Annotated in this window: 27 protein-coding genes; 8 read left to right on the top strand and 19 right to left on the bottom strand. The window is 51.1% G+C overall.

Annotated features, from left to right (window positions below):
* Position 1 precedes the first annotated feature (1 nt).
* The 3 genes from AC0YNX_RS26740 to AC0YNX_RS26730 form a co-directional block, all read right to left on the bottom strand.
* A complete protein-coding gene (locus AC0YNX_RS26740) occupies positions 2–1,540 on the bottom strand; it encodes a replication initiation and membrane attachment family protein (RefSeq protein ID WP_475818744.1) in 1,539 nt (512 codons plus the stop codon).
* A gap of 132 nt (positions 1,541–1,672) precedes the next feature.
* Positions 1,673–2,533 carry an alpha/beta fold hydrolase gene (locus tag AC0YNX_RS26735; RefSeq protein ID WP_475818743.1) on the bottom strand — a complete coding sequence of 287 codons (861 nt, stop codon included), beginning with the start codon at positions 2,531–2,533 and terminating at the stop codon, positions 1,673–1,675.
* 116 nt (positions 2,534–2,649) lie between these two features.
* Entirely contained in the window at positions 2,650–2,955 is a 306-nt protein-coding gene (locus AC0YNX_RS26730) for a YuiB family protein (RefSeq protein ID WP_475818742.1), read from the bottom strand.
* 157 nt (positions 2,956–3,112) lie between these two features.
* On the opposite strand from AC0YNX_RS26730, the gene hemQ reads away from it, so the two are divergent.
* A complete protein-coding gene (hemQ, locus tag AC0YNX_RS26725; RefSeq protein WP_475818741.1) occupies positions 3,113–3,859 on the top strand; it encodes a hydrogen peroxide-dependent heme synthase in 747 nt (248 codons plus the stop codon).
* Positions 3,860–4,093: 234 nt separating this feature from the next.
* Here hemQ and AC0YNX_RS26720 read toward each other — a convergent pair whose 3' ends face one another.
* Together AC0YNX_RS26720 and AC0YNX_RS26715 are read right to left on the bottom strand one after the other, a co-directional pair.
* Positions 4,094–4,348 carry a hypothetical protein gene (locus AC0YNX_RS26720; protein ID WP_475818740.1) on the bottom strand — a complete coding sequence of 85 codons (255 nt, stop codon included), beginning with the start codon at positions 4,346–4,348 and terminating at the stop codon, positions 4,094–4,096.
* Positions 4,348–5,541, bottom strand: a complete 1,194-nt coding sequence (locus AC0YNX_RS26715; protein WP_475818739.1) for an NAD(P)/FAD-dependent oxidoreductase — start codon at positions 5,539–5,541, stop codon at positions 4,348–4,350. Before AC0YNX_RS26715 ends, AC0YNX_RS26720 begins: the two co-directional genes overlap by 1 nt.
* 329 nt (positions 5,542–5,870) lie before the next feature.
* Here AC0YNX_RS26715 and AC0YNX_RS26710 point away from each other — a divergent pair, with 329 nt between their 5' ends.
* Entirely contained in the window at positions 5,871–6,872 is a 1,002-nt protein-coding gene (locus AC0YNX_RS26710; protein ID WP_475818738.1) for an NAD(P)/FAD-dependent oxidoreductase, read from the top strand.
* A gap of 373 nt (positions 6,873–7,245) precedes the next feature.
* On the opposite strand, the gene sda is transcribed toward AC0YNX_RS26710, so the two are convergent.
* The 3 genes from sda to AC0YNX_RS26695 form a co-directional block, all read right to left on the bottom strand.
* Positions 7,246–7,389, bottom strand: a complete 144-nt coding sequence (sda, locus tag AC0YNX_RS26705; RefSeq protein WP_474650681.1) for a sporulation histidine kinase inhibitor Sda — start codon at positions 7,387–7,389, stop codon at positions 7,246–7,248.
* 255 nt (positions 7,390–7,644) lie between these two features.
* The gene (locus AC0YNX_RS26700) at positions 7,645–8,319 is read right to left on the bottom strand and encodes a YheC/YheD family protein (protein WP_475818737.1); all 675 of its coding nucleotides are present in this window, start codon (positions 8,317–8,319) and stop codon (positions 7,645–7,647) included.
* A 223-nt stretch (positions 8,320–8,542) separates the two neighbouring features.
* Positions 8,543–9,070, bottom strand: coding sequence for an accessory gene regulator B family protein (locus AC0YNX_RS26695; protein WP_475818736.1), 528 nt, complete (start codon positions 9,068–9,070; stop codon positions 8,543–8,545).
* A 115-nt stretch (positions 9,071–9,185) separates the two neighbouring features.
* Between AC0YNX_RS26695 and AC0YNX_RS26690 the strand changes: the two genes are divergently transcribed.
* The 3 genes from AC0YNX_RS26690 (at position 9,186) to AC0YNX_RS26680 (ending at position 11,785) form a co-directional block, all read left to right on the top strand.
* Positions 9,186–10,133 (top strand): aldo/keto reductase, encoded by a 948-nt coding sequence (locus AC0YNX_RS26690; RefSeq protein ID WP_475818735.1) that lies wholly within the window; start codon positions 9,186–9,188, stop codon positions 10,131–10,133.
* A gap of 178 nt (positions 10,134–10,311) precedes the next feature.
* On the top strand, positions 10,312–11,175 hold the full coding sequence (locus AC0YNX_RS26685) for a helix-turn-helix domain-containing protein (protein ID WP_475818734.1): 864 nt from the start codon (positions 10,312–10,314) through the stop codon (positions 11,173–11,175).
* An 85-nt stretch (positions 11,176–11,260) separates the two neighbouring features.
* Complete coding sequence (locus tag AC0YNX_RS26680) at positions 11,261–11,785, top strand: ankyrin repeat domain-containing protein (protein ID WP_475818733.1); 525 nt, start codon at positions 11,261–11,263, stop codon at positions 11,783–11,785.
* 52 nt (positions 11,786–11,837) lie between these two features.
* Here AC0YNX_RS26680 and AC0YNX_RS26675 read toward each other — a convergent pair whose 3' ends face one another.
* Both AC0YNX_RS26675 and trhA read right to left on the bottom strand, forming a co-directional pair.
* Positions 11,838–12,200, bottom strand: coding sequence for a HesB/IscA family protein (locus AC0YNX_RS26675; RefSeq protein WP_475818732.1), 363 nt, complete (start codon positions 12,198–12,200; stop codon positions 11,838–11,840).
* A 130-nt stretch (positions 12,201–12,330) separates the two neighbouring features.
* On the bottom strand, positions 12,331–12,975 hold the full coding sequence (trhA, locus tag AC0YNX_RS26670) for a PAQR family membrane homeostasis protein TrhA (RefSeq protein ID WP_475818731.1): 645 nt from the start codon (positions 12,973–12,975) through the stop codon (positions 12,331–12,333).
* A 439-nt stretch (positions 12,976–13,414) separates the two neighbouring features.
* Between trhA and mqnE the strand changes: the two genes are divergently transcribed.
* Together mqnE and AC0YNX_RS26660 are read left to right on the top strand one after the other, a co-directional pair.
* Positions 13,415–14,518 carry an aminofutalosine synthase MqnE gene (mqnE, locus tag AC0YNX_RS26665; protein ID WP_475818730.1) on the top strand — a complete coding sequence of 368 codons (1,104 nt, stop codon included), beginning with the start codon at positions 13,415–13,417 and terminating at the stop codon, positions 14,516–14,518.
* Between the two features lie 128 nt (positions 14,519–14,646).
* Positions 14,647–15,714, top strand: a complete 1,068-nt coding sequence (locus AC0YNX_RS26660; RefSeq protein ID WP_475818729.1) for an NAD(P)/FAD-dependent oxidoreductase — start codon at positions 14,647–14,649, stop codon at positions 15,712–15,714.
* 65 nt (positions 15,715–15,779) lie between these two features.
* Here AC0YNX_RS26660 and AC0YNX_RS26655 read toward each other — a convergent pair whose 3' ends face one another.
* On the bottom strand, positions 15,780–16,052 hold the full coding sequence (locus AC0YNX_RS26655) for a YuzB family protein (RefSeq protein WP_475818728.1): 273 nt from the start codon (positions 16,050–16,052) through the stop codon (positions 15,780–15,782).
* Between the two features lie 88 nt (positions 16,053–16,140).
* Here AC0YNX_RS26655 and AC0YNX_RS26650 point away from each other — a divergent pair, with 88 nt between their 5' ends.
* Complete coding sequence (locus AC0YNX_RS26650; protein WP_090578360.1) at positions 16,141–16,386, top strand: NifU family protein; 246 nt, start codon at positions 16,141–16,143, stop codon at positions 16,384–16,386.
* A 79-nt stretch (positions 16,387–16,465) separates the two neighbouring features.
* Here the strand turns inward: AC0YNX_RS26650 and AC0YNX_RS26645 are convergent, their stop codons facing one another.
* The 8 genes from AC0YNX_RS26645 to AC0YNX_RS26610 form a co-directional block, all read right to left on the bottom strand.
* Positions 16,466–17,275, bottom strand: a complete 810-nt coding sequence (locus AC0YNX_RS26645) for an SDR family oxidoreductase (protein WP_475818786.1) — start codon at positions 17,273–17,275, stop codon at positions 16,466–16,468.
* A 28-nt stretch (positions 17,276–17,303) separates the two neighbouring features.
* Entirely contained in the window at positions 17,304–18,008 is a 705-nt protein-coding gene (locus AC0YNX_RS26640; RefSeq protein ID WP_475818727.1) for a Cthe_2314 family HEPN domain-containing protein, read from the bottom strand.
* 40 nt (positions 18,009–18,048) lie between these two features.
* Complete coding sequence (locus AC0YNX_RS26635) at positions 18,049–19,815, bottom strand: UbiD family decarboxylase (protein ID WP_475818726.1); 1,767 nt, start codon at positions 19,813–19,815, stop codon at positions 18,049–18,051.
* A complete protein-coding gene (locus AC0YNX_RS26630) occupies positions 19,812–20,753 on the bottom strand; it encodes a COX15/CtaA family protein (RefSeq protein ID WP_475818725.1) in 942 nt (313 codons plus the stop codon). The genes AC0YNX_RS26635 and AC0YNX_RS26630 overlap by 4 nt, the downstream gene beginning before the upstream one ends.
* A 164-nt stretch (positions 20,754–20,917) precedes the next feature.
* Complete coding sequence (locus AC0YNX_RS26625) at positions 20,918–21,262, bottom strand: thioredoxin family protein (protein ID WP_475818724.1); 345 nt, start codon at positions 21,260–21,262, stop codon at positions 20,918–20,920.
* Between the two features lie 31 nt (positions 21,263–21,293).
* Positions 21,294–22,937, bottom strand: coding sequence for a copper amine oxidase N-terminal domain-containing protein (locus tag AC0YNX_RS26620; protein WP_475818723.1), 1,644 nt, complete (start codon positions 22,935–22,937; stop codon positions 21,294–21,296).
* Between the two features lie 81 nt (positions 22,938–23,018).
* Positions 23,019–24,653, bottom strand: a complete 1,635-nt coding sequence (locus tag AC0YNX_RS26615; RefSeq protein WP_475818722.1) for a putative polysaccharide biosynthesis protein — start codon at positions 24,651–24,653, stop codon at positions 23,019–23,021.
* 27 nt (positions 24,654–24,680) lie between these two features.
* Positions 24,681–25,403, bottom strand: a complete 723-nt coding sequence (locus AC0YNX_RS26610; protein ID WP_475818721.1) for a ThuA domain-containing protein — start codon at positions 25,401–25,403, stop codon at positions 24,681–24,683.
* Positions 25,404–25,425 lie beyond the last annotated feature (22 nt).

Here is a 25,425-nt window from a genome sequence, read left to right as displayed (position 1 = left end):
TTTACGTCGTTTTGCCATCCAGCTTGCGTGCCATCTTCCTAATCTCTTCCATCTCATCAGCCGATAACGGAGATCCGCTCGGCGCATCGGGCATAATTGGAATAGCTGGCTTGCGAGCCGTACCGCCGCGCTGCGAGCCGCCCCGTTGGCTCCGTGGCGCTCCTGTAGAAGCATTCGCAGCACCAATGCCACCCTCTCGGCGGCGTTCTTTATCCGCTTCGACTTTCCCCTGATCGCGCACATAGCCGACGGCCTTCTCGAAGGAGTCAATGCCTTTCATCAGCATGTTTGAAGCCACTGTATCTATGAATGCCTTTGTCACGCGCTGCGCGTCGTTAGAACCAAGAACATAATGAATAAGGACGTTAATAACTGCACCTTGCAATCGATAATTATGATCGATAACTTCAAATACGCGAATGAGCCACTCCGGTACTGCTCCAGGGAAGAAACGGGCAATAAATCGCGTATGCGGTTCGTTCCGCATCAGCATGTTGTATTGATGAATGTCGCACCTTGCTGCCAACTGCGTCGGCACGTCCATATAATATTCAGCTTGGACCGCCACTTCATCCGGCATATCATCACTGCCGTCATCCGCTTGCTCGCTCTCGCTCTTCGCTGCAGCCATTCTGCCGTACATCCGCTGGCGTTCGTCCGTTCGCTTGCGGTCTTGGCGGTACATCTGATTCGCCCGCAGCTGCAGCTCATCAATGAGCAGCTCGCCTTTGCCCGTGAAGATGTTGTCTTCATCGAGCAATCGGCTCAGATCCGCCGCGTCCAAGTTGTATTTGTACGCCACATAATTGAGCTGCGCGATCGCTTCATCATCTCCTCGCAGCCTCTCCACATACTGTCGGTTCGCCGAGTTGCGCGGGAACCGCATAATAATATCGCCGTACTGGATGCCTGCCGTCTCCAGCTTCGGCGCCGGCTGCCTTGCCGGCGCTACCTCGGTAAGCGCCTGCTCCAGCTCAAGATCGATGCCTTGCGTGTTCAACCGGAACAAATCGTAGAACGGCACCGTAATGTTCTCCCGCTGAAGCTCGGCGCTGGCGAGCTCATCATCTTCCTTCGAATAGAAGGATTCCCTCAGAGCAATAACGGAATGCTTGCCAACTTTATCACGCAGCAGCATCGTCAGATGCGGGCTTCCGAAGAACTCGTCCGGCGATAAAGGCTTCATTAGTTCATATTCATATACAACATCGTCATTATCAGGTACGCCCAGCTTCGCTACTTGCAGCAGTCCGACCGCTTCCAGTCTGGAAGCATGAAGGACAAGCTCCTGCCTGCTGCGCTCGCCCATCTCTAGCCCAAGCCCAAGCAGCAGCTTCCGTTGCGGGGCAAGCGGCGAATAGCCGACTTTGTCATCCGCGGCCTGCTGATAGAGCAGCTGATACAAGCTTGCAGCAAACGCCCCAATCATAGATTGATAGATAAGTCCGATCATTTTACGGTCGACTGCACTTAATGAAAAGTCGCGAAAGGTATAATAACGATGATGCTCTGTAAATTGGTGTAAGCTTCCGATCCGCATCCCACTACCGACTCCATCCGCCTTGTATTCTTTCTACTAGTTTACCATAGGATAAGGCGTAGCAAAAAAAGAAAATTCCCCCTCTCGAGGGAACTTATTATAAACAGGTCTTACCTATGATGTGAGGGTCTTCTAATGTAGAGGACGATGATCTTCGGGCAATCCCTCCGCCGCCCCATGGCTCACGAGCTCTTCCAGCAGCGCTGACCGTTCCTCGAACGTATCGGCAAGCTCTGGGTGCTCCTGCTTATCGATCCACTGCGAGATGATATAAGCGGCCGTGGCCGGATGCTTCGCCAGCAGCTGTTTGCCCGCTCCTCTAATGCCGTACAACTCGCAATTCCGCAGACCCTTTCGCAGCTCGCCGGCATAACGCTGGCTAAGCTCATCATCTGCTCCATAGATAAGAAGCATCGGCTGCCTGATCTGGCTAAGCCGCTTCTGAACAGAGCTATCCAAGCATGCCGCGGTATACTCCCGCCACTCGGCAGCATCTCCCTGCTTCGCTTCCTCATAGAGCGCCTGAACTTCTGCTTTGCTCCCCGCTTCGCCCAGTGCGGAATTGTATGCAATCGGGTTCTTCGGAGCAAGCCTGCTTGAGATGTAGGAAGCCTGCAGCTTCGATCGGCTTACAATATCGGTATAACCAGCGCTTCCGTTAATGATAATCCCACCGATGAATCGCTCCGGATACGCTAGCATCGCCGTCAACAGAGGGAAAGACCCTGCGCCATAGGAGCACAGATAGGCGGTCTTCTCCCCGAGCTCGTCCAACACTTGACGCATATCCTCAGCAATTAAGCCAAGCGTAAGCTTTCCATTCCCTGCGGCACTTGCGCCATGTCCGCGCATATCGAATCGAATCAACTCGCTATCGCCAGCCAGCTTCTCCCCGAGCGGGACGAACAGGCGGCTAGTCAGGCATGGCGGATGAACCGTCAAGATCGGCGGTCCCCCATTATCCTTGCCTGTGCGTTCATAATGCAAGCCCAATTGAAAAAACGGCAATGCACATCACCTCGGCTCTTCGAAAGCTGTGACTATAATGCCTAGTCAGCCAGCTTTCTACGTTTGATCCTTAGTATGGCCTTGCCGTCTGTAATTTCATCTTAGAACATTTTGTAACCGCCGCGCCGTAAGGCACGGATCGTTACGCCGCTCACATAAGCGCCAATCAGCGCACCGATCGCCGGTACAATATCGACGAACGTAAAGGCGGAGAAGTTCTCCGTAAACGTCTTCGTGTTATCCCAAGTTTGCCAGATGAAGAGCGGAACTCCTACCAGCACATATAGATAAATCGGAAAAAAGGTTGTTTTGAGCAGCATGTTCAATATAAATCCGATACCGAACACCATTACAAAAAACAATACCGTTGCAATAATAAGCTGCAAAATATTAACGTCACCGTTCATGCCGAGCCTGATTCCCCTTTCGCTACGAATAGTGTAGTAGATGGCTTCGAGGAAGTCAATTCATTCACAGCTGTTGTCACAAGTCCGCCATTTGCTCTCCTTTGTTCCATTACGTTACAATGTAATCGACAATTACACCTATAGAGGAGAGATACCGATGAGTGAAGCAGCTCAAACGCTGGAGGGCTGGTACGCCCTGCATGATTTCCGCACGATTGACTGGACGGCTTGGAAATTAGCTGACGAAGGAGAGCGTGCGATTGCACTGGACGAGCTTCAATCCTTCCTGGCGGAATGGCAATCCGTTGAAGATAATAAGCAAGGCAGCACGGCATTCTATTCAATCGTAGGCCAGAAAGCAGACTTCGTTCTGATGCATCTTCGCGAGACGCTCGAAGAACTGAATGCGCTTGAGAATGCGTTCAACAAGACGACATTCGCGGAGTTCACGATTCCGGCTCATTCGTACGTGAGCATCGTAGAACTAAGCAACTACATGGCGCCTCCTGGCACAGATCCGATGCAAAGTCCGGAAATTCTCGCAAGACTGAAGCCGATCCTGCCAAAATGGAACCACATCTGCTTCTACCCGATGAACAAGCGCCGTCAAGGCAGCGACAACTGGTACATGCTCAGCATGGAAGAGCGCCGCAATATGATGCGCAGCCACGGCATGATCGGCCGCGGTTATGCGGGCAAAGTGAAACAAATCATTACAGGCTCCGTTGGCTTTGACAACTGGGAGTGGGGCGTTACGCTGTTCGCAGAAGATGCGCTTCAATTCAAGAAGCTTGTGTATGAAATGCGTTTCGATGAAGTAAGCGCGCGCTTCGGCGACTTCGGCGACTTCTATCTCGGCAATCGCATGACAGATGAGAAGCTGCAGCAGCTGTTCAGCATCTAAATTTGGTGAATAATAGTGCTCTGCGGGTCAAAATGAGTCTCCAATCGCTGTTGTAGTTCTGATTTCTTTGAATTGTAAGTAATTATAGGTAGAAATCGGACTACAAAGGCGAACGCTGACGCTTTTCCGACTTCATTTCACCCTCCGATCACAAATTCACCAGTTGAATTTCCAAAAGCAATCAAAAAAAAGCGGATGAAACGTCTCTCCAGGCGCTTCATCCGCTTTATTATTTTAGTCCTCATCGTCTTCTTCAAGAAGACGTTTCATTTCCAAGTAGGCTTCCGTCTGACGGTCGCGCTCGCGGCCTTTCTCCTTCAACCGTTCAATGGCTGGAAGAATGAGAATGTCCACTTCTTTCTGCACCGTATATACCAAGTCGTAACGGTTCTGCGACTCCAAGTAAGAGCCAACTTCCATCAACGCGTTGTAGCGATCCAGCTCCTCGCGCGTCAATAACCCTCGAACCTGCACGCTGCAGTGTCGCATTACAGGAATTTACCTTTTTTAACAACCAGTGGAATACCACCGATGGTGTACAGGTAACGGATGTCGATAGCTTTCTTCAACATCGCCGCTACGCCGCCTTTGTATTTCTTGCCGAATGCAAGACCGATTGCTTCACCTTTGCCAAGGGATGCAACTGTACCTTTGTTCTTGAATTCGAATTTCTTAAGCGGTTGGTTGCGGATCGAAGCAACCAGGTTATGCGCACATACAACGCCTTGTTGCATAGCAATTTGAGCTGTTGGCGGGTACGGACGGCCTTCCGGATTGAACATCAAGGAGTTGTCGCCAACAACGTAGATGTTCTCGTGGCCTGGAGCGCGAAGCGATTCGTCAACTTTAACGCGGCCGCGCATAACTTCGATACCCGCTTCTTCGATCAGGCGGTTACCGCGAACGCCAGCTGCCCAGATCACTGTAGCTGCTTTGATTTCTTCGTTGTCGCCAACGATAACGCTGTCAGGCGTACATTCTTTGATCGGCGTGCCGATGCGGAAAGTTACGCCTTTCTTCGTCAGTACTTGCATCGCATACTCAACGAGTTCTGGATCGAATCCAGGAAGCGCTGTTGGAGCAGCTTCAATATTGTAAAGCTTAACAAGCGAAGGATCAACATCGTTCTGCTTGCAAAGCTCAGGAAGACGATCTGCCAGTTCACCGACAAATTCGATACCTGTGAAGCCGGCGCCGCCGACAACGAAAGTAAGGTAATCTGTACGGTGCGGTTCGCGTTTGAAGCGCGCGAATTGATATTCAATATGTTCGCGGATTAAACGAACAGAGTTAATGGAACGAATGTTCATCGCATATTCAAGCATACCAGGGATACCGAACGTTTCAGGCTCGCCGCCAAGACCGATAACGAGATAATCGTACGAAAGCGTACCGTCTTCAAGAATGACTTTCTTGTCTTGGGTACGGATTTGTACGACAGTCGATTTAACGAAGTCGATTTTGAATTCGTCAATCAGCTTGGAGATGCTAACGCGTGCGTTTTCTGTCTTGTCTGTGCCCGCAGCCGGCATGTGTAGATGTGTCGTGAAGTAGTGGTAATCATGCTTATTCACGAGAGTTACATCAGCTTCGTTGTAGTTCAGTTCCTTCTGGAGACGAAGCGCGGTCAATACACCGCCGTAACCGGCCCCAAGAATAACTATTTTCGGTATGTTGCTCATCGCAGAATCCCATCCATTCGTGATTTCTTTTTCTTTTCATAACATTGTGAAAAATTACACAAACACAGACGATGAATAATGTTAGTGTGTAACCGGAGTCAAGCTTTTATGAAAAGTCTATGTCTATTTCTATAAACCGATACTAATACCTCACAGTTTACAAACTTTTTCAGTAAAGTTCAAGGGTAAAGTATACGAAAATATTTAGAATAACATCCAATTTTCTTATTTCCCCGAGGCTTGTCGAAACGATATAATGTACAAGAAGATTTATCCAGTTGTCTAGCGCTGAAACACAGAATTCCTGAATTTTTTCGGAGGTGTTACTCATGTCTAGTTCTACTGCTTCTGCACAAGTCGTTGATATTGTAATCATCGGCGGAGGTCCTGCCGGTATGTTCGCCGCTTTCTATGGCGGCATGCGCCAAGCTTCCGTTAAAGTTATCGAAAGCATGCCTCAGCTGGGCGGGCAGCTCGCCGCTCTTTATCCCGAGAAGTACATTTATGATGTGGCTGGTTTTCCGAAAGTGACCGCTGGGGAACTGGTTGAGCAGTTGAAGAAGCAGATGGATATGTTCAAGCCGGGTATTCATCTGGAGGAGAAGGTCATATCCGTGAACAAGCGGGATGAACGTGACTTCGAGATTGTGACAGACAAGTCAGTCCATTATGCCAAGGCCGTTATCATTACAGCAGGTGTCGGCGCCTTCGAGCCTCGTCGTCTGGAGCTTGCTGAAGCTGCCAAATTCGAGAAGCGTAATTTGCATTACTTCATTAATGACTTGGGCCAGTTTCAGGGCAAGCATGTGATGGTAAGCGGCGGCGGCGATTCGGCTGTAGATTGGTCTTTGATGCTGGAGCCGATTGCAGCAAGCGTTACGCTCGTGCACAGACGGGATAAATTCCGGGCTCACGAACACAGCGTGGAGAACCTGATGAATTCCAAAGTGAACGTGCTTACACCCTATGAGCTGGTCTCATTGAACGGAACTGATGCGATTACCTCAGTGAGTTTACAGCACGGGAAGACTGCCGAGAAGAAAGAACTCCCCGTTGATGCCGTCATCGTTAATTTCGGATTCGTATCCTCGCTTGGTCCGATCGCGGAGTGGGGACTTGAGATCGACAACGGATCTATTATAGTAGATTCGCGAATGGAAACGAGCGTGCCTGGAATTTTTGCCGCAGGTGATATTACAACTTATCCGGGCAAGCTGAAGCTGATTGCTGTAGGGTTTGGCGAAGCGCCGACTGCGATTAACAATGCGAAGGTGTATGTAGATCCGACGGCTAAGCTCTCGCCAGGTCATAGCAGCAGCATGAAGCTCTAGACCTTACTGCGCGTCCGCGAATGATTTGCAAAATAAAAAGGGTATCCTAATCTTTAGCCGATCTTGAGATGATTCATTCACAGGTGGCAAAGGAGGGTACCCTTTTCTATATGTTATGTCCCATTTGCAATGGCTTGGAGCAGCTCTATGCGCTTTGTCCGGAATGCTCCTTGCAAACTGAAGATTGTGGACGGCTTGACGATTTCACCGGTCCGTATGCACCTTATCAGCCTGACACGATTACCAATAGCGAGACGATGCCATCATTGTCGTATATAGGGAATAATTGTAGTCATGTAGTCTATTGTGCGAGCTGTTCAGCTACGTATGAGGTACATATTTCGAAATGGCCATAATCGTACGAGGAGTAGGTTTAAGCTGTGTGGAGGTAGCCTTCTGCATTAATTTGTCTGCGCTTGATCTCGGCATTCAATAATTGGATAAATTCTTGATCCAAGTTATACTTGTTAGCCGTTTGGAACGCATCAAGCAATAGCTCATCAGACAGCTGGTCCATATCGCTCAACTCCTTTCCTCTTAATTCCAAATTCATCTTAGCATGTCCAAATAGGATGGAACAAGCGTTCCGATTATCCACATCCCTGTGTGGACAGCATGTGTGCAACTTGTGAGTAATCGTCGAATGTTGAGGAAATTCAATGAGGATATTGTGGATACGTTTATACACAGCCCGACAATTTGCACATTTGATAAAAAACTTTAATGGCAATCTATTAATCTATTAACTTAAACTATCGTATAAAGAGTACGATTACTGAGGTCTTGTGTTCACTTCGAAGATCCATATCTTCCCGCTGTGATCAATTCCGAAGTCAAAGCCAAGCTGTCCAATACCCGGGAACCGCCCTTCGAGCACGGCTGTCGACATCTGCGTCAGCTGGCGCATAAGTCGTTTCTTAGGCACGACAGCGCTGCTCGAGAACGATCTGCGAATACCTTCCGACCCACTTAGAAGCGTGCCTCCACGGCAAATATTCGTCACGAATAAGCCAGGTTTCGCCAGCCTGCCGACAATTGCCGTAATCGCCCAATGACCGTCCGCTTGTTTGACATATTTCACCCGATAGTCGATGGGTCTGCCGCCGATTGTCGCAAGCCGAATACCTTTCTGAATTAAGTAACGGCGCGCACCTCTCTTGCCATTCAGGGACTGATACATCGCATCGAAGCTCCCGAAGCGGTTCGTCTTGGAGTAATACGTGTACGCATAGCTCCCATTGTCTCTCGTTACTTTAATGACACCGTGCCCGCCTGCCCCTCGTACCGGCTTCACGACAACCATCCCATGCGCCTGCAGCATACTGCTCAAATTCGCTTTCGTGAACATCCGTGTCGGCGGAATATGCGGAGCAATACCCGAGTGGGACAGCAGCGCCTCCGTCTTCGCCCATTTGCTGGCCAACTGCCTTCCTTGATCATCGCCCATGCGCCAAGCCTCACTTTCGTACCGTTATATGAGACAGCATATGCCTCAAAGACAGGAGTCTCTTGGATGATTGTTAGGGTCAAGTCGCCTGATTTAGTAGGCTGATAGAACGATAGAACCGTATTGCCCGCGTAATATCAGGTTTACAGCACAAAAAAACCTTGCTAACAAACGGAACTCTCCCATTTGTACAGCAAGGTATTAGCATTCTGCTAGTTAGAATTTACGCTGCGGATGTGGATTTGTTCTTGAAGGGCAGCAGCACGGCTTGGACAGCGAAAGCGAGCGACAGCATGTCCGATTGGAATAATAAGTTGGACGCGACGATAAGGCAGGCAAGCACCTTCATCAGCGGATAATACTTCGGTGAAATACGCGCATAAGTGTCGTAATTGGCTGGAGCGAAGATGATCATCATGAGCAAGGATGCTCCGGTGAGACCGAACATGAGCGCATCAGGCAAGCTGATATGCGGCAGCGCTGCAAGCACAATGGTCGATACGAGGATACAGTATGCATTAGACGGCAGATGATAGCCGCCAGAGATGAAACGAACGACTGCGAATACAACAAGCAGCTCCGCAGTATGAAGCAGCTCGCCTGTCGTAAGCCCTGCCAGCAGGACCAACAAGGTGATGGCAACGGTATTGAATACAATTTCGAGTGCGTATACAATGACCGGAACAGAAGGCGCCTCTGCCCCGCTTTCCTTGATTCTGGCATGCAATCCTGCCGCTGCTCTCTGAATCATATCAACGACCCTCTCTAGCATTTTCTCCATAGTATACCAAAGTTGTTTGTGCTGCCATATCCTGATTATAATAAGAAAGAAATGCCAGCTCGTACCAAAGGAGTGATTCGTGACGATGAAATACCGCAAATTAGGCAAGAACGGCCCTGAGATCTCCGTTATCGGCTTCGGTTCTTGGGCAATCGGTGGCTCAGGCTGGGCAAGCGCCTGGGGCGGCCAGGACGATGACATGTCGGCGGAGAGCGTGCGCGCCGCACTGGATGCAGGCGTTACCTTCTACGATACGGCAGCAGTTTATGGGCTTGGACACTCAGAGGAAGTGCTCGGCAATGCACTGCGAGGCGACCGTGATCGTGTCGTCATCGCGACCAAATGCGGTCTCGTCTGGGATGAGAATGGCGCCATTACACGCAGCGGCGCATATGAGTCCGTCCTTCGCGAAGCGGAAGCATCGCTGAAACGGCTCGGCACAGATTACATCGACCTCTACCAGATGCACTGGCCGGATGCGGAGTTGCCTGCTGAAGAAACGATGCGTGCGATGGATAAGCTTGTCCAAGATGGCAAAGTGCGCTATGTCGGCGTGAGCAATTACAATGTGGAGCAGCTGCAGCAATCGCTTACCGTTAGACATGTCGACTCCTTGCAGCCGCCTTATTCGATTCTAAGACCTGCCGCGGAGAAGGAGCTGCTCCCGTTCTGCCAAGCCAACGGCATTGGCGTCGTTGCGTACAGCCCGCTCACTTCCGGCCTGCTATCCGGCAACTATACATATGAGACAACTTTCGGTCCGGACGACTGGCGCTCACGCAATAAGGCGCACACGGGCGAAGGATTGCGCAGCAATGTCGACAGAGCCGAGAAGCTTAAACTGATCGCGGCGCGTTATGACATTACGCTTCCGCAGCTTGCGGTCGCATACGATCTCGCGCATCCTGCCATTACGAGCGCCATCGTCGGCGTGCGGAAGCCAAGCCATATTCTCGGCGTGCTGCCAGCCATCGACGTTACGCTAGATGAAGCGACGCTTGCGGAAATCCGCGCCATCGCTGCGGCGGAATAAGATATGAAGGGCTGCGAAGAGTGAACGGATTCGTTCACACTCTTCGCAGCCCTTTTTGTTCTGCCCATGAATCCCGCCTGCTCCATCGCCCCTTCCAGTTTCTGCATAATCAAGCAGGAGAATCGAGCCTCCATTCAGAAACAAATACGAAGACTTTTTTAAACGTCAGGTGACTACAATGACAAATAAGAAACTGAACCTCCAAAGAGGCTTCAACCCGATTCTCCATGCCAGCAGCGCGAATTACTATTGGAAGGGTACAGGCGCCTTATCCATTAAGACGTTTCGGAATGGACGAGCATTCTATCAAGCGGGTCATGGTCACTTTGCTGTTGAAGAAGGCAGCTATCTGCTGCTTAACCAGGACCAGGAGTACTCGATTACCATCGAATCTGATACCCCTGTGGAGTCATTCTGTATCTTTTTCCCTGAAATGATGGCCCATGAGGTCTATCATCATATGACGTCATCTCATGAGCAGCTATTGGATAACCCCGCTCCACGCAAGCATTTCAACGTTGATTTTGTAGAGAAAACGTATCGCGATACGTGGTTAGCTTCCATTTTGCTGCAAATCAAATCCGCATACACAACGGGGCAGCTTGAACTCCCTTGGCTGGAAGAGCAATTGTATTCGTTAGCACATGGGCTTCTGGAGGTTCATCGGCAGGTCCATCAAGAAATCGTGAAGCTTCAATCCTTGAAAGCCTCGACGCGCGAGGAATTGTTCAGAAGGATTCTTATCGGTCACGAGTTCATAACTGCCTACTATGATCAACCTATAACACTTGCGGATATGGCTGGAGCCGCTTGTTTGTCGCAGAACCATTTTCTTCGGAGCTATAAGCAGTTGTTCGGTCGAACTCCCCATCAATATTTGACGGAGAGAAGACTCCAAGAAGCAAGCCAGCTTCTGCTTCATTCCGGCCAGTCTATCACCGAAATTTGTATGGCTGTCGGATTCCAGAGCCCAAGTGCCTTCAGTGGACTATTCGCCAAACGTTATGGGATGCCCCCTTCGCAGTTCCGTCAAAAAAAGTGATTTTCGATAAGCAAAATTTCTGAGCGCAGGTAAAATGGAAGTGGATGTGAAAAGTTATTCAATCGAAACGGAGGTTCGTCTGAGAATGGAGCAAAAACAACGGATTAATGAAGTATTTCAAGCGACGCAGTCAGGTGATGCTGAGCGGCTAAGAGGGCTTCTGGAGGCGCAGGCTGAGCTTGCGAATACTGAGAATGAAGATGGGCTGACGCCCCTCGGGTATGCAGCGCATTTTGGCAACAAGGATGCCGTTCAGGTACTCCTTGAACTTGGCGCGCATGTTAATGCCGTCTCACACTCCAAGCTTTCCTACATACCATCGAATACTGCATTGCACGCAGCACTTGCAGGTGAGCGCAGTCTTGATGTCATCAGATTGCTCCTGGCACACAACGCAGAGGCAACGATCTTCGACAGCAATGGCCATACTTGCTTGCACACCGCTGCATTCCATGACGACAATAGCGAGATTATCCGGTTGTTGATTGAACATGGAGCAGATGTTTACGCAGCAGTCGAAGGCGGGGAAACGGCGTTAGCGCTTGCCGTTAAGCAAGGCAACAATCGTGTCGCCGAGCTGCTTCGCAGCAATGGAGCGACGCTTGAATAACAGAAAGCCCTGACCATAAACAGTCAGGGCTTTCCTATTTGCAAAAAGCAGATTAGCATTCGCCAGCCGCAGCCGGTTTACCTGCATCCGTAGCTGTGCGGAAGCTTGAGCCGCAGCCGCATGTCGCGCTAGCGTTCGGGTTCTCAATGGTGAAACCGCCACCCATAGCGGACTCTTTGTAGTCGATAATGAGACCGTTCAAATACTTGATGCTATCGTTATCTACGACAACCTTCAAACCGCTGAATTCCAACTCTTTGTCTGTATCGGCAAGCTCATCGTCAAAGCCCATGCCATAAGAGAATCCGCTGCAGCCGCCTTCCTTCACGCCGATGCGCAAGAACAGCTCCGGAGCTTCCTCCGCTGCAAGCATTTCTTTTATCTTCACATTCGCAGAATCGCTAATTGTAATCATGCTAATCCCTCCTTGGGCTTGTTTATCACACGCGTAATAGCGAAAACTCACTTTACATTCGTAAGTTAATTATACTCCACTTCGCAAATGGACTCAATACGCGAACAACACGTACCTGACATTCCCTTCATTATTGCGGCAACACGTACAGCAAGATAGCAAAGAAATGGAGCGCCGAGCCTCCGAGTACGAACATATGCCATACCGCATGATGATATTTAAAGCTGCGCCAGACATAGAAGATCGTTCCAACCGTATATAGAACGCCGCCGGCGATAAGCAAATGAAGTCCTGTCGGAGCAAGATTCTCCCTTAACGGTCCCCAAGCGAAGACGATAATCCAGCCCATCAGCACGTACAGCACCGTTGACGTGAACAGGAATTTGGACGCGTAGAACGCCTTAAATACGACGCCGCACAACGCCAGCCCCCAGACAATACCGAATAACGTCCAGCCTGCCGCGCCCTGCACCATATGCAGTACGATTGGCGTATACGTTCCAGCGATGAAGAGATAGATGCAGGAGTGATCCATAATTTCAAAGAACTTCTTCGCTTTTCCCTCTGGAAAGCTGTGTACGAGCGTTGATGAGACATACAGCAGAAGCATCATGGAACCGTAAATCGTGAAGCTAACCACATGTTCAGCATTCCCTTTGAGCGCTGCAAAAACAATCAGAAGGACGAGCGCCGCAATGCTTAGTGCCGCGCCAAGCCCGTGCGTAATGGCGTTCGCCACTTCTTCCCTGCGCGAATACGTATGCGTGTTTGCCATAACCTGAAACCTCTTTTCTTACGCTGGACCTTCATGCCATCACTGCAGCCAAGCCCAATCATGTATTGGATTAGCGTACCATGTCGTTTCGTGTTATGCCAACCGACTTAAGTCCGGTACCTTCCAATGTCATGGTACGTTGGCATGACTTAATAGTTGCCGCTCACCATAATGAGGTTTATAATAAGTTAAGTCATTGTCAATTAGTTTTTTAGAGTCGGCGCAAGTAATTTTTTTCACAATGTTGTTTTTTATCTATTTTTTAAACTATTTCACATCATACACCGGACTCAAACTGAACGTCTTCGCCAACCATGCATATGCCGGCGGATTCGTTGTTGTACGAAGGCCATTTGCGTTAGGATGAACAGCTTACGGTGCTGCTCATCCCTTTATGCATGGCCCTTGTACGTGCCCGGCGGACTAGGAGGAAGCCGTTATGAATATTGCAATACCTACAGAAGCGAAGCAAATGCAGTCCATCGTTGAGAAAGTTCGTGCAGGCGAACGCCTGAATCGCGAAGATGGCGTATTCCTGTACCAAACGGATGATCTGCTCACAATCGGGCAGCTTGCCAATGAAGTGAATATGCAGAAAAACGGACGTAAAGTGTACTTTATCGAGAATATGAGCCTTTATTTCACGAACGTCTGTGAAGCGCATTGCGCATTCTGCAACTTCCGTAAGGATCAAGGCCAAGAAGGCTCATATACGCTGAGCGGCGCAGAAATGATCGCGTATGTGGAGCAGCACATCCATCCGGACGTACGCGAGTTCCATATCGTTGGCGGACATAATCCGCATGTGCCATTCCAGTACTACGTAGATTCGCTCAAAGCGTTGCATGAACGTTTCCCGCAAGTTGCGCTTAAAGCATATACCGCTGCAGAAATTGACTTCTTCTCCCGTATCAGCGGCTTGAGCTACGGCGAAGTGATTCAAGAGCTGATGAAGGTCGGCTTGGTGTCGCTCACGGGCGGCGGCGCAGAAATTCTGTCCGACGAGTACCGCAAGAAGATGAAGGTCGATAAAGCTGATGTTTCGCAATATCTTGAAGTACATCGCACAGCGCATAACCTCGGTCTGCGCACGCATACGACGATGCTATACGGCTCCGTCGAGAAGAAAGCAGATCGGATCGACCATATGCTCCAAATCCGCGAGCTGCAAGACGAGACGAACGGCTTCCAAGTCTTCATCCCGCTGTCCATGCAGCCGATCAGCCCGAAAGCAAGCATTCGCCGCCGCAACTCGGCATTCGATGATCTGAAGGCAATCGCGATTAGCCGTCTCATGCTCGATAACATCAAGCATATCAAGGCTTACTTCATCAACATCGGCACGCAGCTTACGCAAGTCGCGCTTACAATGGGCGCTTCCGATGTTCACGGCACGATGGTGAAAGAACGCATCAGCCATGCTGCCGGCGCGCTTACGCCAGAGGGCATCACTCGCGAGGATTTGATCTGGCTGATTAAAGGCGCAGGCCGGATTCCGGTAGAGCGCGATACATTTTACAACGAAGTCAAGGTTTACGAATAGGAAGCAGGTATTGCCACGGCTGCTGCCCGGACAAGCACTGATGGTCCGGGCCAGTTAGGCATATACTACGGACAATCATCCAAAAGCAGCGTAGAACTAATTGCACATAGAAGGTTGGGATTTATCTTATGAAACGTTTTGTCATACTGGGCGGCGGTTATGGAGGATTGACTGTAGCTCATAAATTGCTTGAGGGCGAACTGCCTGACGATACCGTCGTCGTGCTGATTGACCGTATGCCTTATCAAGGTTTGAAGACCGAATATTACGCGCTCGTCGCTGGAACTAGCCCTGACATCGAGCTTCGCGTTGCTTTCCCGTCCGATCCAAGACTCATTATTACTTACGGTGAAGTAACGGATGTGGATCTGGATGCGAAGCAGATCCAGATGGCCGGACAAGATCCGCTTGATTACGAATGGCTCGTAGTCGCGCTTGGCTGTACGGATAAGTTCCATGGCATTGATGGCGCAGAATTATACTCCAACAGTATTCAAACATTCTCTGCTTCGCGCAGAACTTACCTCGCATTGAACGATGTGAAGCCATATGGCCAGATTAACATTGTCGGCGGTGGTCTTAGCGGGGTCGAGGTTGCTTCGGAGCTGCGTGAAAGCCGTCCGGATCTCAATATTCGGATCATTGACCGCGGTCCGAGCATTCTGTCCGCGTTCCCTGGCAAGCTGCAGGAATTTGTATCATCGTGGTTCATCGAGCATGAAGTGGAAATGCGAGGACATGTGTCGCTGCATAAGCTGGAGGAAGGCGCTCTGTACGATCTGAACAACTCTTCGCCAATTCTGTCTGATGTTACCGTATGGACAGCCGGCATTCAGCCTGTAGCGATTGTACAGCGCATGAATCTGCCCAAGGACAATCAAGGCCGCCTAATTATCAACGAATATCATCAGCTGCCTGATTATAACGAGGTCTACATCGTTGGCGACTGTGCTTCCCTGCCATTCTCGCCAAGCGCGCAAGCGGCGGAAGGTCAAGGCGCACAGGTTGCTGAAGTGATGCAAGCGATCTGGGCGGGCAAGACGCCTAAGCTCGGCAAAATCAAGCTCAAAGGCGTGCTTGGCTCGCTAGGAAAGAAATCCGGCTTCGGCCTCATGGGCAAAACGCCGATGATGGGCCGCATTCCGCGTGTAATGAAGAGCGGCGTGCTCTGGATGTCGAAGCATCATTTTGGCTAAACTAGTATTTATCTGTTCGTGAAAGGCTTGATCCTGGCTCTTCAGCCGCCTAGGCGGCTTATGCTTTACATATCATCAATGAGCCGATCGAGCGCTTCACGTTCTGCCTTCTGCTTCTCAATGGCCTTCATTATCTCTTGTTCCAGTTCATCTATCGTCTCTGCGGCAATGATGGTTCCATCGACCATCCCGAACGGCACCATGTAGCATTCGCCACAATTGCCTAAGCAGCCGTATTCGATAACGTCGTAATCAGGGTTTGCCTCGAGCTTCTTCATCAGCCGGTCTGTGCCGTGATGCATGTTGCTGGCGCAAAATTCAATCATTGGTTTTAACATCTATAAGTTCACCTAGCCCTAGTTGGTTGATATCCATTTTCAATTGATTCACTTTGTACTATAATAGGGGAGAAAGGAGTTGATTGCAATGAGTGAAAATGCACAAAGCACAATGTACGACGAGGTTCTCGACGTATTGGATAAGCTTCGCCCGTTCTTGCAACGCGACGGCGGCGACGTTGAACTCGTAGATGTTGAGGACGGCATCGTTAAGCTTCGTCTAGTAGGTGCTTGCGGAAGCTGCCCAAGCTCGACGATTACTCTTAAAGCAGGTATTGAACGTGCTCTGCTTGAGGAAGTCGAAGGCGTACAAGAAGTTATGCAAGTATTCTAATCTTTCTATTATTTACAAATAAGAGTCTTGCCATCCGGCTGCTTCCCAAGCAGCACGGAGGGCAAGACTCTTTTGTTGTTTAATGGGAACCTGATGCACCCGTTGAAGTTGAAGGCTTGATGGACGTCTTGATTGGATCGAACCCGCCTGTCACGTCGACAATATTGCCGGTCAAATAATCGGACTGCGGCAAGCATAAGAATGCGATCACGCGCGCAATATCTTCGCCGCTGCCCGGCCGCCCGCGCGGCGATTCTTCATCTTGCTCGCCGGCGACCTCGGCGATTGTCCGCTCTTTGTTCATGCCGCGAATGTCGCCCGGGCATACCATATGTACCGTTATGCCGCTTGCCGCTTCCTCGACCGCAAGCGTCTTCGTGAACGAGACGAGCCCTGTCTTCGCGCTGGCATAGACAGCACGATGCGGCCAAGCTCGACCTTCTCCGGCATGGCCGAAGCCGAAGTGAATGATTCTTCCCCACTGCTGCTTCCGCATGCCTGGCAGCAGATGGTGATCTAACAGCATAACGCCAAGTAAATTGCCGTTTACGAGTCCAATAATATCGTCCGTCTGATACTCGGCGAACAGCCGTCGCTCGCGAATGAAAGGTCCCGCATTGTTGATGAGAATATCAATGCTACCGGTTAGCGACCACGCAAGCGCTTGCGCTGCAAGCAGCGCGACATCGCTTTGCACCGCAATATCGGCGCCCATGGCTGTCGCCCTGACGCCGTACTGCTGTTCAATCTCAGCGGCAAGCTGCCTCGCTTCCTGCTCGCTCGACTTATAATTCAGCACAATGTCGCAGCCCATCTGGGCAAGCGTTTGTGCTGTCATTTTGCCTAACCCTTTCGCACTGCCTGTCACTAATGCAGTCTTGCCTTTCAGCTCCATGGGCTATCCCCCTAAGTTCCTATCACTTTCTCATCTGGCGATAAGCATGATGAAAGGTCAGCTTAAGTGTGTCCAGCACGAGGTCCATCATTTGGTTCATGTCATCGACCTGCTGCGCGATATTCTCAAGATAATGCTGCTCCGAATAGTCATCGTGGCTTTGGCGCAGATCATCCTGCAATTCGGAATTCATGAAATGAATCTCCACATTGCGTCGTTTGCGAAGGCGGTTCATGGCCGGTTTGCCATGCTCCTTCAGCTCCTGAAGCGGCAAGGTCAGTTCGGGATACTGGTTGCGGTGCAGCATGTTACGAATCACGGTGAAATACGAGTAGTGCGGCTTCACGCGCTCGGTCTGCAGCTTCAAGTATTCATTCATGAGCGTGCCGAGTTTATCAAGCAAGGAGAACAACCGAATGAACGCATTTTTATCATAATAGACGTATCGGTTGTAGTCCAGCCGTTCTTCAGCCGACATCGCTTCCATCGTCACCGACTTGATCTTAGCCGCATACTTGCCTGCCGCATAGTGGCTCTGCTCCAGCTCATCAAGCGAAGCGATCAGACCGAGTGTGTAGATCTCGTACTTACGCAGCTTATGGTCCTGGTCACGCCCTTGTTCAATCTGTTTATTCAGCAGATCCGCAAACCGTTCCATTGCCTGCATCGCTTCAAGCAGCTTTCCTTCTAACTTGCGAGGTGGCTCGCCAAACAGTACTCTGAGCATGTCCAATCCCTCCTGATGTCCTCATGGTGGCGTAAGACGGTTATGCCTGAAAATACGTTTTCCACTTGCTGTCGACCAGCTCCACAATGTCTTCACGCGGGATCAATTCATCCGGATAGCCCGGCTTCATCCGCGCATCGATGACAAGCGGCAGCTCGTAGCCGACGTGATGGCGCTTGAGCGCAGTCTCTGCATAGATATCATCTGCAGGGTTAAAGCGGGTAAAGACCGTCCACAGGAAAGGTGTCTGTGCGCTAGCAATTTCGGCATCATCGGCCAAAATAACGAGCGGCCAACGCGTTCCCTTCTCGCGCAGACGGCGCAGCAAGCGCTGCGGCAGCTCCGGCTCATCGGCGAAGGCTGCACCGGATACGACCAAGCAGCCACGGCAATAAGGCTTAATGCCGGTGATCTCGTCGATCAGCCCTTCATCGTATATGGCAGGCAGCTCGCGCACCGGCTCGCCGACGCCAAGCATAACGGCTTTACTGCCGTGATTCAGCTTGCCGCCTGTATAATCTAGTGTATCATGAGATGTCTTATCGAAGACAAACAAATCGGTTTCCGGTCTGAAACGTTCCAGCACCGTTTCCATCAGCTGCGGGAAGTTCGCCAGATCAACTGGCTGATCCGTAATCATCAAGTACTTCGTGAGCGTCAGCTGGCCTTCGCCAAGAATCCGGAACGCGCTGCCAAGCGCTTCCCGCGAATAGCTCTCTCGGACGACCGCAGCAGCCAGCGCATGGAAGCCTGTCTCTGCATAGGTCCACAAGTCCTTCACGCCTGGCATCGCTAGCGGGAACGCCGGCGACAGCAAACGCTGCAGGAAGTCGCCCAGGTAGTAATCCTCTTGGCGCGGCTTGCCCACGATCGTCGCCGGATAGATTGCATCCTTGCGGTGCCACATATGACTGACGTTGAATACCGGGAAGTCATGCGTCCAGGAATAGTAGCCATAGTGATCGCCGAACGGTCCTTCCGGACGGCGCACATGAGGCGCTACGGTGCCGCTCAACACGAACTCGGCATGTGCCGGAATACGGTGGCTGCCGCGCGGATCTTGTACAACCGGCAGCTTGCCGCCCGTTATTAACGAGGACAGCAGCAGCTCTGGCAGATGCTCGGGCACAGGCGCAATCGCGGACGCAATCAGCGCCGGAGGTCCGCCTAAGAAGACGGAAACCGGCAGAGCTTCATTACGCTTCTCAGCTTCGTGATAGTGGAAGCCGCCGCCCTTATGAATCTGCCAATGCATGCCAGTAGTCGAATGGTCAAAAATCTGCATGCGGTACATGCCAAGGTTGTGCTGCTTGCGATGCTCCGGATGCTCCGTATAAACGAGCGGAAGCGTAATGAACGGTCCGCCATCCAGCTGCCAGCTCGTCAGCGCAGGAAGTCCTTCAAGGGGACGCTCTGATTTGAGCGCGCCAAGCACCGGTGCCGAGGACGCCGGTACTTCTTTAATCCCTACTTTTAACGCATCCCAGATGAGCGAACGCTCGCCCCAAATCGCTTTCGGCGTCGGCGGGAGCAATCGGTCCATCGCACCGACGACCTGCTTCATGAAGGCTTCCGGACGCGGTCCGAAGGCAAGATCAACCCTTCTTATCGTTCCAAACAGGTTCGTCACAACAGGGAATGGACTCCCCTTCACGTTCGTGAATAGAAGCGCCGGTCCCTCTTGATCAATGACTCTTCTATGTATCTCGGCTAATTCCAAATAAGGATCAACCGGAGTATCTATAACTGCCAGATCGCCTTCACGCCGAAGCGTCTCGATCAGTCCGCGCAAATCTGTAAAGCTCATGCATTAAACCGCCCTTCGCGCCATTTCCAAGCTCGAATCATTAGATCACACAGGATGCCGAACAAGCCGGATATAATTAAGTTGTGCAAAATGCTCGTAAAAATAAACCAATCATTATCACGAATTGTAATCGTGAGCAGCGCGCCGCTCAGCACTTGGCAGCATACAAGCACGAACACGAGCGTCGCCGTGCTCCGCATATTCGCATGCAGCTGGCCCTTGCACACGCGGTGCACATGAATCAAGAACAGCAAGATCAGCAGCCAAAGGATGGCAGCAGCCACGCGGTGAATGAAGACGATGCGGGTTGCTCCTTCCATCGTCGGAATCAATTCGCCGTTGCAAAGCGGCCAGCCGACGCATCCGCCGGAAGAGACGGTATGGCGAACATAAGCGCCCAGATAAATAACAAAATAGCTGTAAACCAGAATCGAGAGCGAGAAGACAAACACCGAAGCCGGTATGACTCGCACCGCTTTATCGCCTGTTAGCTGGCCATTCTTCAACCTTCTTGTCCACATGACGAGCAGCAGTGTAAACGTGAACGCCATAATCGAGAAGCCGAAGTGAAGCGCCATGACACCTGGCGAAGTCGGGAATTTAACCGCCAGCGCGCCGAGAAGCGCTTGAAGCAGCGTGAAGAAGCCCGAGCCGGAAGCGTAAATAATCGGCTCTTTGTAAGAGCGGTACATCATCAGCGTCGCAATGAAAGACGCCAGTACTAGCAAGCCGACGATGCCGGTAATGAACCGATGGCTATATTCGATTAGAGATTCAAGCGTATGTGCGGGTACAAATTTGCCGTTGCAAAGCGGCCAATCCGTGCCGCAGCCATCACCTGATCCGGTCTTCGTCACGAGAGCGCCTGCCAGAAGAACGCATAACATGCCGATGCAAGTTGCAATCACAAGTGCGCGATATCGGCTAAAATTCAACATAATCACCTAACTTCCGAGAAGAATCAACTCCAATTATAACGAACTGATGTTGCAAATACCATGTTCAACTTGTGAACAGGAGGCGAACCTTACATGAAGCGGCGGAAAGCCCGCAAACGGCTAATTTGCAGCCGTTTGCGGGCTTCCCCTTCGGTTTCAAGCCATTAACCTGGCAGCGCTTCTCCCACTTGTATCGCGCGATCCAGAAACTGCTCGATCTCCTCTCTTGTCTTGCGAAGCTTGCTGACGAACCGGATTAGCTCGCGGCTTTGCTTGAAGGCAATAAAGCTTGGAATGCCGAGAATGTTCAGCTCGCTGCACAGATCAGGCAGATCATCGCGGTCGATCTGCACGAATTGAATGCGTCCCGCATAATTCGTTTCGATCTCCGGCATGAATGGCTCGATATAATGGCAGTCTTTGCACCACGTGGTCTTGAAGATCGCAACCGTTACGCCGTCACCTGCAACAGCTTCACGGAATGCTTCATCTGTCGTTATGATGTTCATCGTTCAATTCTTCTCCCTTCAATTGCCCTGCTTACAACGGCTCACGCGAGATGACGAGCATCTTCCAATCGCCGAAGTAGCTTTGCTCCCAGCTTAGGCTGCCGCCAAGCGCTGAAACGAATGGTCTTGCCTGCACGTAGGTTGTGCCGTTCACGACTGTCGGCGGGAAGCTCCACTTCACTGACTGTCCATTCACAGTTACATTACTGCTAGCTGCCTTCAAAACAATCGTAGATTGTGTCGCCGGGTCGAAGACAGTCAGTTTGCCGCTCGCATCCTTCGTTACGCTGCCGCCAAGCGATTGCGTAACGGTGCGCAACGGAACGAGCGTTACTCCTGCCGGCGTAATAATTGGTGCAGGATCGCTGTAGTTCAAATCCAAGTTTACAACTTGCTTGCTAATATGCAATTGGTTATGCAGCAGCCCGTATACCACAGAATCAGGCTTAAATTGACGAAGCATTTCGTAGCCCTGCATGCTGTTAAGGCGATCCATATTGAACGAATCCATAATCGGCGCTTCCGGCTTCACAGGGACTACATCACCGTTGACGTTCCAACGCTCTGTTGATATTTTGACCCAAACACCTTCAAAAGGCATTTCGTCCAGATTATCGTGTACCGCCAGAATGTCCTCATCTTCATCCCCATCATCGGATGCAGGTTCGGCATTTACTTGAGTCAGATCCGGCTTGATCGCTGCCTCAATGACTGATTTGCGAATATCGAGCTTGCTGTCGATGAAGACATCGCCCTTCACATAAGTGCCGTTATTGAAGATGCCGTCGAGGAGTTCCTTATTCTCCTGCTCTGCCTTCTTCAGCTCGTCGCTAGTCTCAGTCAACATCTGCGTGATTTCATCCACCGCTTGCGCGATTTGCTCCGCCGAGTTGTCCTCTTCGGGCAAGGAACCGAAGATGCTCTCCGCTCCCGTCGATTGCAGCGCTTCCGCTTGACTTGCTAACGCCTCATACACGCCTGTCAACATCGTTTTCAGGCCTTCCTTATCATTCAGCAGCGCGTCGATATACGACTTGATCCAATTCCACAGCTCTTTGCCCGTCAGCTCCGCATGAATCTTCATTCCCATTACGGACTCGCCGTTAATATTATCCTGCCCAGCATCTACCGATAGATGAGTCGGATTCGGCAAATTATTGATGGTGAAGCCGCTAAGCGCATCCACGACCTTCATGCCTGACTCCGTCAAGCTCTCAGGAGCTGCGCCTGCTGCACCACCTGCAACTGCTTCATCTTCTGCTGCCGGCAAATGAATAATAATCGGCTTCTTCGCCCCTTCAAGATTGAGCGAAACAAGCTTCTGGTCCATTGCAAGCTTGAATGCGATTTCCTTATCGCCCAGTGCAAGCTTCCCTGCCGCGGACATGTCGCCGCTCTTCGAAGTCTTGACGTCATCCAGTTGCAACGTAATATGAGAAATCAGATTGATCAGTTCCTGCTCATCCTTGGGCAGCTGCTTAAGCGCATCGTCCTTCAGCAACAGCTTCAGTTCAATCGTTTGGTTGCTCTCGAGTGAGGTCACCTTGAGCGATTGTTTGAGCATTGCATTGAAATCAACACCGCCAAGCGCTTGGCAGCCAGCTGTAATCATAAGTACAAGCGATAAGAGCAATATGCCTATCCACTTGGTACGGCGAAATCTTCGTGCTGTCAAAATAAAAAACACCCCTTCATGATAGATTAGACCCGAGGACTATTCTATCATGAAGAGGATATATTTGGTAGATTGGCTCGTCTACCGCGAAGCTACCCGCATAAGCGGTTTCAGCAGCTTGCGAAGCGGTCCCGGGAATCCGGCCACATCGGTAGCGGTAATGACTCGAAGTAGAATGAGCAGCGCGACGTATAGCCCGAACGAGACACCGCCGGTTAAGATACACGACAAAGCATAGGTCAGCTTGACCGGAATGCCTGTAATGTAATGTCGGCAAGCGTAATCGACTGCCAAGCCCGCACCTGATGAGATCACGATTGTCAGCGCATAACCAATCCAGCGTGTGCCGAGAATCGAGAGCGTAATTTCCTTGCGAATCATCCGGAAGTTAAGCGAAGCAATCACCATAAAGCAGATCGTCGACGACAGAATCAAGCCGTAAACGCCGAATAGCGGGGCGAGCACAAGACTCGTTACGACCTTGACCACAATTCCGATCAGAGCGTGGCGCATCGGCAGCGTCGGCTTGTTCATGCTCGTCAGCACCGTATTGCTCGTCATCATTGTAATTTGAAAGATAGTTCCCGCCGTAAGCGCCGCAACCGCGAGACTACCGCCTGTGTTCTCGAACAGCAGGCCTGTAATTGGCGCAGCGGCAACCGTCATGATCAGCGAGACCGGCACGCCGGTAAACACAACGATGCGCATAACAAGCGAAGCTTGACGCTCGACTTCCTTCAAATTCCGAACCGAATATGCGGCCGAAATAACCGGAATCATCGACTGGCTGAGCGCGATCGCCAGAATCGGCGGAATGCCTGCCAGCGCCTGTGCTTTCACGCCGAGCCAATCAAGCATCTGGTCTGCGTCTGCAGCGTTGTAATATCCGTGCGTCAGCTTAATAAAGAACGACGTATCGAAGAAATAAATAAATTGCACCGTCATCGACGTAATGACGATCGGGACTGAAATCTTGAAGAGCTCTCTGTAAATCGACTTGAACGATAGCGTAGAACGCTTCTCAGTATTCGCCGTTTTCTGGAGAGCTGCCGCCGCCTTGTCCAGTGCATCCTGCCTGCGCAGCTTGCGCGCATACCACAGCATGACGATGAATGCCCCAACGCTGCCGAATACGCTGCCGAACGTTGCAGCTGCCGCAATCCAGCTTTGCCCCCAGCCCCATGCCAGTACCATGTAAGCAAGCCCAACCGCGGTTATAACGCGAAGGATTTGCTCGATGATCTGGGAGATGCCCCCTGCCGCCATCAACTGGCGTCCTTGGAAATAGCCTCTCATCATCGCAATGATCGGGAAGAACAAGAGCGCCGGCGCGATCGCCCGCACCGCGAGATCAGCTCCCGGCTTCTCCGCGACATGCGTCGCATAGAACGGAGCGAACACGAGCAGCAGCACCGTAATAAGCACGCCGGTTACAGAGCCGAACAGCAGCGCCGCCTTGTAAATCCGCTTCGCTTCATCCGGACGACCTTGCGCATAACGCTCGGACACCATTTTGCTGATCGCACTCGGGATACCGCCTGTCGCTACAATAAGAAGCATTAAATAAATATTATTAGCGACGGTAAAATAACCGCCGCCATGGCTGTCCGTCATATAATCCAGCGGGATGCGCTGGAATATCCCGAGGAATCGGGCTACCAGCGCTGCCGCTGCAAGAATGATCGTGCCTTTAATCAAGGAGTCCTTTTTCACCATGATGCCTACCTAATCTCCTTGCGAGGTTTACTTCGCTTTAATTTCCTCAAGCGGCTTGTGGTTGCCGCGAACCGGAGCTGCCGCGCCAGATGGAGCTGCCCAGCCGATTCCGTTCTTGATAACTTGAAGCACCGTCGGGTTGTGGTAAGTCGGATACGTCTCGTGGCCTGGGCGGAAGTAGAACACTTTGCCTTGGCCGCGGTGCCATGTGCAACCGCTGCGGAATACTTCGCCGCCTTCGAACCAGCTTACGAATACAAGCTCGTCCGGAGCAGGAATATCGAAGTGCTCGCCATACATTTCTTCGCGCTCAAGCGTGAAGTGTTCTGGAATGCCGGCAGCGATCGGGTGAGCCGGATTCACGGTCCAAATACGCTCTTTCTCGTCCGCTTCGCGCCATTTCAGGTCACAGCCTGTGCCCATGAGCTTCTTGAAGATTTTGGAGAAGTGACCGGAGTGAAGCACGATTAGCCCCATGCCGTTCATTACGCGCTTATGTACACGTTCAACGATTGCATCTTCCACTCGGTCATGTGCCATATGGCCCCACCAGATCAGAACATCCGTGTCCGCAAGCACTTCTTCAGTCAAACCGTGCTCCGGCTCATCAAGCGTAGCTGTGCGAACTTCATAACCGTCCGTACCGATACCTGCTTTGATTGCTTCGTGAATACCGTTTGGATATACAGCGATAACGGCTTGATTGCTCTTCTCATGCTGGAACTCATTCCACACTGTTACTTTAATCATCCTAGTACAGCCTCCCAAGGTA

Source organism: Paenibacillus sp. J31R98 (genome assembly GCF_056269245.1).
The sequence above is the reverse complement of the archived record's forward strand: the minus strand, read 5'-3'. Positions and strand labels throughout refer to the sequence as shown.

Coding starts and splice junctions, on each gene's coding strand:
- AC0YNX_RS26630 (WP_475818725.1), bottom strand. CDS start 20,753: ATGTTGAATTTTAGCCGATATCGCGCACTTGTGATTGCAACTTGCATC.
- AC0YNX_RS26660 (WP_475818729.1), top strand. CDS start 14,647: ATGAAACGTTTTGTCATACTGGGCGGCGGTTATGGAGGATTGACTGTA.
- AC0YNX_RS26640 (WP_475818727.1), bottom strand. CDS start 18,008: ATGCTCAGAGTACTGTTTGGCGAGCCACCTCGCAAGTTAGAAGGAAAG.
- AC0YNX_RS26690 (WP_475818735.1), top strand. CDS start 9,186: ATGAAATACCGCAAATTAGGCAAGAACGGCCCTGAGATCTCCGTTATC.
- AC0YNX_RS26695 (WP_475818736.1), bottom strand. CDS start 9,070: ATGATTCAGAGAGCAGCGGCAGGATTGCATGCCAGAATCAAGGAAAGC.
- AC0YNX_RS26650 (WP_090578360.1), top strand. CDS start 16,141: ATGAGTGAAAATGCACAAAGCACAATGTACGACGAGGTTCTCGACGTA.
- AC0YNX_RS26615 (WP_475818722.1), bottom strand. CDS start 24,653: ATGGTGAAAAAGGACTCCTTGATTAAAGGCACGATCATTCTTGCAGCG.
- mqnE (WP_475818730.1), top strand. CDS start 13,415: ATGAATATTGCAATACCTACAGAAGCGAAGCAAATGCAGTCCATCGTT.
- AC0YNX_RS26715 (WP_475818739.1), bottom strand. CDS start 5,541: ATGAGCAACATACCGAAAATAGTTATTCTTGGGGCCGGTTACGGCGGT.
- AC0YNX_RS26700 (WP_475818737.1), bottom strand. CDS start 8,319: ATGGGCGATGATCAAGGAAGGCAGTTGGCCAGCAAATGGGCGAAGACG.
- AC0YNX_RS26680 (WP_475818733.1), top strand. CDS start 11,261: ATGGAGCAAAAACAACGGATTAATGAAGTATTTCAAGCGACGCAGTCA.
- AC0YNX_RS26740 (WP_475818744.1), bottom strand. CDS start 1,540: ATGCGGATCGGAAGCTTACACCAATTTACAGAGCATCATCGTTATTAT.
- hemQ (WP_475818741.1), top strand. CDS start 3,113: ATGAGTGAAGCAGCTCAAACGCTGGAGGGCTGGTACGCCCTGCATGAT.
- AC0YNX_RS26730 (WP_475818742.1), bottom strand. CDS start 2,955: ATGAACGGTGACGTTAATATTTTGCAGCTTATTATTGCAACGGTATTG.
- sda (WP_474650681.1), bottom strand. CDS start 7,389: ATGGACCAGCTGTCTGATGAGCTATTGCTTGATGCGTTCCAAACGGCT.
- AC0YNX_RS26610 (WP_475818721.1), bottom strand. CDS start 25,403: ATGATTAAAGTAACAGTGTGGAATGAGTTCCAGCATGAGAAGAGCAAT.
- AC0YNX_RS26635 (WP_475818726.1), bottom strand. CDS start 19,815: ATGAGCTTTACAGATTTGCGCGGACTGATCGAGACGCTTCGGCGTGAA.
- trhA (WP_475818731.1), bottom strand. CDS start 12,975: ATGGCAAACACGCATACGTATTCGCGCAGGGAAGAAGTGGCGAACGCC.
- AC0YNX_RS26685 (WP_475818734.1), top strand. CDS start 10,312: ATGACAAATAAGAAACTGAACCTCCAAAGAGGCTTCAACCCGATTCTC.
- AC0YNX_RS26655 (WP_475818728.1), bottom strand. CDS start 16,052: ATGTTAAAACCAATGATTGAATTTTGCGCCAGCAACATGCATCACGGC.
- AC0YNX_RS26675 (WP_475818732.1), bottom strand. CDS start 12,200: ATGATTACAATTAGCGATTCTGCGAATGTGAAGATAAAAGAAATGCTT.
- AC0YNX_RS26710 (WP_475818738.1), top strand. CDS start 5,871: ATGTCTAGTTCTACTGCTTCTGCACAAGTCGTTGATATTGTAATCATC.
- AC0YNX_RS26625 (WP_475818724.1), bottom strand. CDS start 21,262: ATGAACATCATAACGACAGATGAAGCATTCCGTGAAGCTGTTGCAGGT.
- AC0YNX_RS26720 (WP_475818740.1), bottom strand. CDS start 4,348: ATGCGACACTGCAGCGTGCAGGTTCGAGGGTTATTGACGCGCGAGGAG.